The following is an 8963-nucleotide window of genomic DNA, read 5'->3' on the forward strand; positions in this document are numbered from 1 at the left end:
ACGACGCTTGAGGATTACCCGGCGAAGCCGGAAGAATGGCCGGAAGCCATGCCCCGCGCTTCGCGCCTGGCACCCAATCTTCCGTCTTCGCTCTTTGAGCTACTTCGCGACAAGTGTGCCGCCTCCCCGGGCCGCTGAAAGGCGAAGAGCGGCTAAAGAGAAAAATCAGGAGGATTTGCCCTTGGCCTGCGGCGAGGGCTTGGAGACGGCGGAGGGAAGGCTGGCCGGAGGCCTTGGGGCCTGTCCGGCTTGAGCGGTAGGAGCGTAGCCGAAATTATGGGACGGCTTTTGCGGCCTCGGGCTGTAGCCGTTGGCTGCGGAAACAAGTTTTTCCGGTTTTCCCGGATTATGTTTCGAGTCGCTCATTTTGAGCCTGCGCGGACGGCTGAAACGACGGAAGCCGGGACCCGGCTGGGTCTCGGGACGATGGTCGAAGGTCGGTAGCCCTCGGAGATGTAACGTCGTTGTCTGGGTGCTTCGTTGGAAGCGGTCAGTCCTTTTGCCGGGGTTCCGGTTTTAGGCTTCTGGGTCGTTTGTGTCTGGCTCATGGGAAAGGGAAGGTTCTGCGATAAACTCGATGGTTTTGATTTCGTCGATACGAATATAAACCCCGCCGGAGTTCTCCGCAATCTCAAGTTGGCCTTTTTCGTTGGTGCGCACGGTGCTGGAAATAAACAGATCCCGTTCGTCCGGGTCGGAGGAGACATAGGATTCGGAGCCATACCAGCCCGTGACCTGGCTTTGGTCCTTGAAGGTGACGATGATCCACGAGGGTTCGGCCTTGGAGAAGACGCGGTCCCATGCGGTGGGAATGTCGTGCTGTTCGAACGGCTTGAGGTCGAAGCGTTCGATGAATTTACGCAACCATTCTTTCTGTCGGACGATTCCTGCGAAAATCCCGAGGATCACGGACAGGAGCAGGGCCAGTGAGGCGAACAGGTAAATGGAGGCGACCGGATGGGACCGGATCCATCCGGATTGCCAGCTGTGGAAGATCCACGGTCCTACGATGGCGTAAACGATAGTGCTTCGGGCGAGCAGACCAAGGGCGAAGCGTCCCCAGTCGAGTCGCTTGTCGAGATAGGCGAACTGTCCCTCGACGATCCGGAAGATGAATCCGGGCACGAGGAAGACGATGAAAAGCAGAAATCCCTTGAAGGTCTCGAGCATGGCGGGGCGGAGGTTAGGAGGCCTTGTCGATGGCCCCTTCGACCATATCGAGGATCACGCTTTGTTTCTTTCTTGGGAGAGTCCCGAGCCGTTGCACGAGCCGTTCGGCGCGAGAGGAGGGACCTCGTTTGGAGGCTTTAGTTGCGGCGATTCCGAGTAGATCGCCTTCTTCGCATTCGAGGGCTTGGGCCAGATCGGGGAGGAGAGTCAGTGGAACGCGGCGCAGGCCCCGTTCGTAATGGCCGTAACGGGCGAGTTTGAGTCCGAGGCGTTCGGCGACCTCGGCTTGGGTCAGTCCGGCGGCTTTTCGCCGGGCGATGATGCGCTTGCGAAGTTGGTCGAGAAGGTCGTCGCTCATGAAAGGAACGGGTTCATGAGTGGCGATTATATCGGAAGTTTTCATTTTTTTGGAAATAGGCCTTGATAAAAGATACGAAACGTAACAATACGTATCGTAGTTTATTTATCAACTCCGAACTTGACGCACTTTTAGAAAATGGAGGTTCAAATGACGATCACCCACGAAAACCCGCTGACCTACGCGGACCTGCTTTGTTTGGAGTGGGTCCTTGAAGACAAGATCGGCGAATGGGAATGGAGGGACGACGGACTCGACGACCTGATCGAACGTGGCCGTGGAACCTTGGAGCGCGTCCGGGAGGCGGTCCGCAACCAGGAGCGCGCCGATGAAGGAGGGAAAAGCTGATGCCACGAATCCCCGAAACCGAACTCGAAGACCTGAAACGCTCCGTGGACCTCGCGGCCCTCGTCCGCTCGAAGGGGGTGGAGCTCAAAAAGCACGGGAGCAAGGACCTCGCGGGCCTCTCGCCGTTCACGGATGAGAAGACGCCGAGCTTCATCGTGACCCCGGCGAAGAACCTGTGGCACTGCATGAGCAGCGGGCAGGGCGGGAGCGTGATCGACTTCGTGATGCATTACGACGGGGTGAGCTTCCGCCAGGCCGTCGAGCTGCTGCGCACGAAGAATCCTTCGCTCTACAAAAGCGCGGGTCCGGTGAGGAAGTCCTCCGTTCCGAAACTGCCGCCTGCGGTCGAGTTCGACGCGGACGACCAGACGCTCTTCGACCAAGTGCTCGGCTACTACGCCAAGCGGCTTCACGAAAACCCTTCGGCCATCGACTATCTGAAGAAGCGCGGTCTCTGGAACGAAGAGGCAATCGAGCGGTTCCGGATCGGCTACGCCGACCGGACGCTCGGCCTGACCCTGCCGCACAAGAACCGCAAGGACGGGGCGGAAATCCGCACCCGCTTGCAGCGGCTGGGGATTTACCGCGAGAGCGGTCACGAGCATTTTAACGGCTCGCTGGTGTTCCCCGTTATGGACGAAGGCGGGGCGGTTCGCGAAATCTACGGTCGCAAAGTCGGCAGTCAAAAGAGCGGCATCTACCACCTTTACTTGCCCGGGCCCCATGCGGGAATCTGGAACCCGGAGTGCCTGAAATCCCCCGAGATCATCCTGACCGAAAGCATCATCGATGCGCTGACCTTTTGGGTGAATGGCTTCCGGAATGTAACTTGCATCTGGGGAACGGAAGGCTTTACGGACGAACACCTCGAAGCCTTCCGGAAGCACCGGACGCAGAAGATTTATCTGGCCTACGACCGGGACAAAGCCGGGGACCGGGCTTCGGAACGGGACGCGGAGCGTCTCCAATCCCACGGAATCGAATGCTTCCGGGTCAAGTTCCCTGCCGGGATGGATTCCAACGAATACGCGCTCAAAGTCACTCCACCTGAAATGTCCCTGAAGGCGGTTCTCTCCGGTGCCGAGTGGCTTCCGCCTTCGCCAAAAGGCTACGGCGCGACAGGTGGCAAAGGGCTTGGTCACTGCGTCCCTCAAGAAGGTGAAATCCCTTTCCGTGTCAAAGATCAAGATACGCGCGCATCTTCTTCTAATCTTTTAGCTGCTAACTTAGCCGCTGACGCGGCGACCGTGGGGCAGGATATTGCTACTAAAGGAAAAAATGCTTCGGAGGACGAGCTTCGCGCCTTCGGGTCTTCGCGTGAGACTTCCCCAGCGCTGAAACTCTCTGGCGAAGACTATCTGCTCGACCTCGGCCCGCGTTCGTATCGGGTCCGGGGTCTGCAAAAGAACGGCTCGCTCGAAGTGCTCAAGGTGAACCTTCGCCTTGTCTGCGAGGATCGCTTCCACCTGGACACGCTGGACTTTTACCGCTCGAAGGACCGGGAAGCGTTCGTCCGGGCGGCCGCCTCGGAGACGACGCTGGAACCGGACCTTATCAAGCGGGACCTGGGCAAGTTGCTGCTGGCCCTCGAACAAGTGCAGGAAGAGCGCATCCGGGCAGCGACCGAGCCGCAGCCGTCCCATCCGGAAATGACCGAGGAGGAACAAGCGGAGGCCCTGGAACTCCTCCGGTCCCCGGACCTTTTGCACCGCATCCTCGCCGACTTCGAATCGTGCGGGATCGTCGGAGAATCGACGAACAAGCTGACCGGGTATCTGGCTTGCGTCTCGCGGAAGCTGGATCGGCCCTTGGCGGTGATCGTGCAGAGCACGAGCGCGGCGGGCAAATCGACGCTCATGGAATCGATCCTGGCCTTCATTCCGGAAGAGGAGCGCGTCAAATACTCGGCGATGACGGGCCAAAGCCTCTACTACCTCGGGGAGACGAACCTGAAGAACAAAATCCTCGCCATCGTCGAGGAAGAGGGAGCGGAGAAGGCGAGCTACGCCCTCAAGCTCCTGCAAAGCGAAGGGGAACTGACGATCGCGAGCACGGGCAAGGACGACCAAGGCCGCATGAAAACGGAGGAATACCACGTCGAAGGCCCGGTGATGATCTTCCTGACGACCACGGCGGTGGACATCGACGAAGAATTACTGAACCGTTGCCTCGTCCTCACCGTGGATGAATCGAGAGAGCAGACGAAAGCGATCCACGACCTGCAGCGCGAAGCCGAAACCTTCGAGGGCCTCAAACGCAAAGTCGAGCGGGACCGGATTTTGAGCGTTCACAAGAACGCGCAGCGGCTGCTCAAGCCGCTCCCGGTGGTCAATCCCTTCGCCAAGCAACTGACCTTCCTAAGCGACCGCACGAGAACGCGCCGCGATCATGTGAAATACCTGACCCTGATCCGCACGATCGCGCTTTTGCACCAGCACCAAAGGCCGCTGAAGGAGAAAGACGGCTTGGAATATATCGAGGCGACCCGTTCCGATATCGAGGAGGCCAACCGGATCGCCCACGAAGTGCTGGGCCGCTCGCTCGACGAGCTTCCGCCGCAGACGCGGAGGCTGTTGATCCTCTTGCGGGACATGGTGGACAGTCGTTGCCGCGAGGAAAAAGTGACCCCGGACGTGTGCCTGTTCAGCCGCCGCCAGGTGCGCCGCTTCACGGGCTGGACCGAGTTCCAGGTGCGCACGCACCTGAACAAGCTGCAGGAAATGGAATACATCCTCCCGCACTACGGCGGACGCGGGCAGAGCTTCGTCTACGAACTGCTGTTCAACGGCGAGGACGACGGGCGGCCGCAAATGTGCGGCTTGCTGGATATGACTACGACGAAAACTTCGAGCATTGAAAACAATGGTTCGAGCATGAAAGAGGCAGGTTCGAGTATCCAACGAGCATCCAACGAGCACGGTTCGAGCATCTGGAAAAACGGCTCCAAGCCCAGCAACCAAGGGCCTTCCGGGCGAAATGGCCACCAGCCCGGCGAAAACGCACAAGAGGGGGCCGAAAACCGCAAGGCGTCGTAACGGCATCTGGTGCCGCAGCGATAGCGAAAGAGAGCGATGGGAACCGGACGGATGAAAGGCTTCGAACGGGCGCGGTTGCTTCGGGGCAAGCGGAAAGCCTCGGGAGGGCGTCCCCGTTGTGGCCCGGGCCCGGACCGTTCCGACGTCCGGACGATGGCGAGCCAGTTGGAGCGTTGGCTGGAATGGCGACTGGCGCGGGGCTACTCGCCGCGGACGACCCGCACGCACGGCTTCAACATGGCGCTCTTCCTGGAATGGGCGAGGGAGAGGGATCTGGTTTACCCGGAGCAAATCACCCGCTCGATTCTGGAATCGTATCAGCTGTATCTCTACCGCTACCGCAAGGCCGACGGGAAGCCGCTGGGAGCGGGCACCCAGCACGGACGCTTGCAACTGCTCAAGACCTTTTTCTCGTGGCTGTGCCGGGAGCGTCTTCTCGAAGCCAATCCGGCCTCCGAACTGGAATTGCCCCGCCCGGTATCGACGGCCCTGCCGCGCGGCCTCTCCCGCGAGGAAATCGCCTCTCTCCTGGCCGTGCCCGACATCCGCGACCCGCTGGGAGTGCGTGACCGGGCCATCCTCGAAACCCTCTATGCCACCGGAATGCGTCGCCGGGAGCTGGTCATGCTCGACCTCGGCGACCTGGACCGCAACGAAGGCCTGATCCACATCCGTCACGGCAAAGGCGGCAAGGCCCGCTTCGTGCCCGTGGGAAGCCGGGCCGGGCAATGGCTGGAGACCTACCTCGAAGGATGCCGGGAAAGGCTGCTGGGGTCCGTGGGCGAGCAAGCCCTGTTCCTGACCGGCTACGGGGAACGCTTCAGCCCGAACTCCCTGGGCAACCTGGTGCGGCAATATCTCAAGGCGGCCGGAATCGACAAACCCGGCTGTTGCCACCTCCTGCGCCACAGCTGCGCCACCCACATGCACGAGAACGGGGCCGATATCCGCTACGTCCAGCAAATGCTCGGCCATGCCAAACTCGACACCACGCAGGTTTACACCCACGTCACCTTGTCCGCCCTGCGGGCCGTCCACGGCAAGACGCATCCCTCTTGCGGGGAGAGGATCACCGGAGAAGAGCGGTAAGGCTTGCGGCCCTGGGCGGCTTGCTTTTTTCTTAGTCGCCAGAATGCGCCTGATCCGGTTCCAGTTGTGGTTGACGACCGCCCTTGCGGCGGTCCTGCCGTCTCTGGCCTCGGCCTCCCTCAATGCGTGGAGCCAGGGATGGCCCGAGGAACCGCAAATCCGGCAGAAAGCCGAGGTTCCTGAAGCCTCCGAAGCGTTCCGCAAAGAAGCCGAAAAGGAAGCCTCCGAAGCCTCGGAGTGGGGCGGCTGGGGGCTAAAAACCGCGTCGGGCGATTTTTTTGAGGAGACACCCGAATACGCCGGGCACGATTGGCCGCAAACCCAGCAACCGCGCCGGGAAAACGGGGATCGCGACTACGACACTGCGTCGGATGTGCGCAATGGCCCAAATGTTTACACCTACGTTGTTCAGAATCCCTGGACTTATTTTGATTCGCTCGGTCTCTTCGTCGACGAATGGGAGGCAAGCTTGCAGTTTTCCTTCGGTTTCGGTTCGAGTAGTGGACCTACGTTCTCCGCTGGTGTCTCACTAAGCACGAATACAGATTTGGGTGATAGCGCCAAGCTTATCAACGACGTAAATTTCCGTTTTTATGGTGGTGGCCAAGGCACAAGAAACGACTTTTATTCAACAAGCTACGATGCAACGTTCAGCTCGCAGGTAATAGTTGGTTCGGGTCAAGGCGATGGATTGCCAATTCAAACGTTGAATCGTCAGACCCAATCGAATTTTGAAAATACTTTTGATTCTTCTATTGGTATAGGCGGGATGGTAAACTACAACGATGCTACTAGCGACGTGACTACTCATCACTTAGTTAGTGGTCGGACGGGTAATGTGTCCATAACCTATCAAAACGATATGGGTTATCTGCCTGGACTGCCCTTGTCGTTTGGGGATTTGGTAGGAACAGACCAAGCGTGGACAGCATCAGCAACGCTTTCTACAACATCGTTGAGTCTTGGGTATCAACAATTCACTGGAATTCCAGATTATGATTTTGGTGGAGGAGAAGGGACTTTGTATCCTCAATCTTACGATCAAGAAATGTTAAACCGAGCAGAACATTTTTTGACTTTTCCCGCCGGAAATGGGGCGCTTACTACTGGTTTTACTGGGCCTCATTCGGGGCAAAACGCAGTCCATTTGGTTAAGGATCTACCATCCTTTAAAAATACCTCGGATACAGAGATAACTATAGATAAGGAGATTAAAGTTGATTAAAATTGGACTTAGACCATTAGCTTTCTTTTTAGTTTTACTGTGCAGCTGTGCTTCCATAGTGAAGAACGATCCATATGATCGTAAAATCCCGAAGAATCCTAGTTGGAGCATTAACCCAGAATCCGTTGCAGAAGAAAGCGATTTGATCTCTTATGAAAGTCTCTACATTCATGCATATGACTCTATTCCTGGTTACCAGGGATACCGATTTTTTTCAAATGGTCGATATATAGTGAAATATGTAAAAAATGACAAAATAGATCCTTCATTAATCTTTTCAACGCTAACGGACGCGGTGGTAGGATATTATAAAATTGAAAATAAAAAAATTTTTCTAGAATTTTTTCTTCCAAGAAATTACGGCAATTATCATAAATCAGAAGGATACATTGACTCTGGTGGGAATATTGTTGTTAACGTTGTCAATTCTAGCCGGTTGTTTTCGGATGGAGAAGTCCGCCCCAAAATTTATTTCAAGATAAAAGCTGATGATTTGAAAGAGATCACACCAGATTGGTAAGGTCAGGAGAAAGCGACGCGAAAAGTAATAGATTATTACTCCGGTGTTCATATAGCCGATACAGCGACATAGTCTAATTTTAGACGCTTGAAGGGATTCCAGACGACGTCAAGGGATTCCAGACGACGTCAGGTCTTGATTATTGACAAATACGAGGGGGGTGCATTGGCTCACGGTTACGGCGAGGCCCCTGAGAGTTGAGTATGCGGGAGGATGTTACCACGTCTTGAACCGCTGAAATTATCGTCAGAGGATTTTTTCAGGGAAGGGAGCGGCGGAGGCCTTTGAACGTGAAAGGCAAAAAGGGGTCTGAAAGGCAAAAAGGGGTCAGCCCAATGTTTCATGGTTTCTGTTTGTCTTTAGTGAGTATTTTCGTTTTCTGGAGAGAATGTCCCGCCGTTCTAGAATCGAATATTCTGGTGCGATTTATCATGTGATCAACCGGGGGAACTATCGTTCTTACATTTTCGAGACAGGCGGTGCGCGAAAGAGTTTTCTGGAGTGTTTGGACACTTGTTGTGAGGCGCAGGGCTGGATCCTGCACGCCTGGGTTTTGATGGGCAATCACTACCATTTGTGTGTGGAGACGCCGGAGCCAAATTTGGTGGAGGGGATGAAGTGGTTGCAATCGACCTTTGCCAATCGCTTCAACCGGTTTCGGAAGGTCAACGGGCATGTCTTTCAGGGGCGGTATAAGGCAATTCTGTTGGACGGTGATGCGGTTGGAGCGGACACCAAAACGACGTCACGTCTTGATCTTTGACAAATCCCCAGCGCGAGAACTCCCGCGTCACCGGCCACCGGATACGGATCGGCGCGTCTCGATCGCCCCCCGAATCACCCCCTGCCTTCCCCGTCCGGCCCTTTGGATTTTTGGGAGGGTCCTCGTCTTTCGCACAACAACTTTATGTCCAATCCCGCCATTATCCTTCCTGGAACTCGCAGGCTTCGTTCGGAAGGGGCGGGTTTTGACATAAAGTGGGGTTGTGCGAGTTGCGGACGGAAGTGGGGCCGGGCCGGGGAAGGCAGGGGGTGATTCGGGGGGCTCCGTTGTCTTCGATTCGGAGACTCCCCGGTGTCGCGGCAATGTTCCCTCCAGGGCTTCGCCCTTGCGCGCTCCTTTGTCGCTTTGCCCGAGGGTTAGCTTCCGCATCGGATTCCGATGCTCCAAAACATAACGGCACCCCGCGCCCGGCGGCAACGGCCATCCGCAGGGCT

General features: G+C 56.7%; 9 protein-coding genes. 6 read left to right on the forward strand and 3 right to left on the reverse strand.

Translation table 11 applies throughout. The features are described from left to right. Positions 1-165: 165 nt before the first annotated feature. The 3 genes from H5P30_RS04325 to H5P30_RS04335 all read right to left on the reverse strand — a co-directional run bounded on the left by H5P30_RS04325 (position 166) and on the right by H5P30_RS04335 (position 1573). Positions 166-366: a hypothetical protein gene (locus H5P30_RS04325; RefSeq protein ID WP_185691728.1), complete on the reverse strand. Its 201-nt coding sequence runs from the start codon at positions 364-366 to the stop codon at positions 166-168. A 150-nt stretch (positions 367-516) separates the two neighbouring features. Further along, a complete protein-coding gene (locus H5P30_RS04330) occupies positions 517-1170 on the reverse strand; it encodes a DUF6338 family protein (RefSeq protein WP_185691727.1) in 654 nt (217 codons plus the stop codon). Between the two features lie 13 nt (positions 1171-1183). Beyond that, on the reverse strand, positions 1184-1573 hold the full coding sequence (locus H5P30_RS04335; protein WP_185691726.1) for a helix-turn-helix domain-containing protein: 390 nt from the start codon (positions 1571-1573) through the stop codon (positions 1184-1186). A gap of 105 nt (positions 1574-1678) precedes the next feature. Between H5P30_RS04335 and H5P30_RS04340 the strand changes: the two genes are divergently transcribed. From H5P30_RS04340 to H5P30_RS04365, 6 genes are all read left to right on the forward strand, one after another. Next, complete coding sequence (locus tag H5P30_RS04340; RefSeq protein ID WP_185691725.1) at positions 1679-1876, forward strand: hypothetical protein; 198 nt, start codon at positions 1679-1681, stop codon at positions 1874-1876. Further along, a complete protein-coding gene (locus tag H5P30_RS04345; RefSeq protein WP_185691733.1) occupies positions 1876-4911 on the forward strand; it encodes a CHC2 zinc finger domain-containing protein in 3036 nt (1011 codons plus the stop codon). Before H5P30_RS04340 ends, H5P30_RS04345 begins: the two co-directional genes overlap by 1 nt. 51 nt (positions 4912-4962) lie before the next feature. After that, a complete protein-coding gene (xerC, locus tag H5P30_RS04350; RefSeq protein ID WP_281387991.1) occupies positions 4963-6000 on the forward strand; it encodes a site-specific tyrosine recombinase XerC in 1038 nt (345 codons plus the stop codon). Between the two features lie 43 nt (positions 6001-6043). Then, positions 6044-7225, forward strand: a complete 1182-nt coding sequence (locus H5P30_RS04355; protein WP_185691735.1) for a hypothetical protein — start codon at positions 6044-6046, stop codon at positions 7223-7225. Beyond that, positions 7218-7745 (forward strand): hypothetical protein, encoded by a 528-nt coding sequence (locus H5P30_RS04360; RefSeq protein WP_185691736.1) that lies wholly within the window; start codon positions 7218-7220, stop codon positions 7743-7745. The genes H5P30_RS04355 and H5P30_RS04360 overlap by 8 nt, the downstream gene beginning before the upstream one ends. Before the next feature lie 388 nt (positions 7746-8133). Further along, positions 8134-8508, forward strand: coding sequence for a transposase (locus H5P30_RS04365; protein ID WP_185691737.1), 375 nt, complete (start codon positions 8134-8136; stop codon positions 8506-8508). Positions 8509-8963 lie beyond the last annotated feature (455 nt).

It is taken from the genome of Puniceicoccus vermicola (assembly GCF_014230055.1).
Lineage (GTDB): Bacteria > Verrucomicrobiota > Verrucomicrobiia > Opitutales > Puniceicoccaceae > Puniceicoccus > Puniceicoccus vermicola.

Bases quoted from the DNA above. Each gene is read 5' to 3' on its own strand.
- H5P30_RS04365 (WP_185691737.1), top strand. From the start codon at position 8,134: ATGTCCCGCCGTTCTAGAATCGAATATTCTGGTGCGATTTATCATGTG.
- H5P30_RS04330 (WP_185691727.1), bottom strand. From the start codon at position 1,170: ATGCTCGAGACCTTCAAGGGATTTCTGCTTTTCATCGTCTTCCTCGTG.
- xerC (WP_281387991.1), top strand. From the start codon at position 4,963: ATGAAAGGCTTCGAACGGGCGCGGTTGCTTCGGGGCAAGCGGAAAGCC.
- H5P30_RS04325 (WP_185691728.1), bottom strand. From the start codon at position 366: ATGAGCGACTCGAAACATAATCCGGGAAAACCGGAAAAACTTGTTTCC.
- H5P30_RS04355 (WP_185691735.1), top strand. From the start codon at position 6,044: ATGCGCCTGATCCGGTTCCAGTTGTGGTTGACGACCGCCCTTGCGGCG.
- H5P30_RS04345 (WP_185691733.1), top strand. From the start codon at position 1,876: ATGCCACGAATCCCCGAAACCGAACTCGAAGACCTGAAACGCTCCGTG.
- H5P30_RS04335 (WP_185691726.1), bottom strand. From the start codon at position 1,573: ATGAAAACTTCCGATATAATCGCCACTCATGAACCCGTTCCTTTCATG.
- H5P30_RS04340 (WP_185691725.1), top strand. From the start codon at position 1,679: ATGACGATCACCCACGAAAACCCGCTGACCTACGCGGACCTGCTTTGT.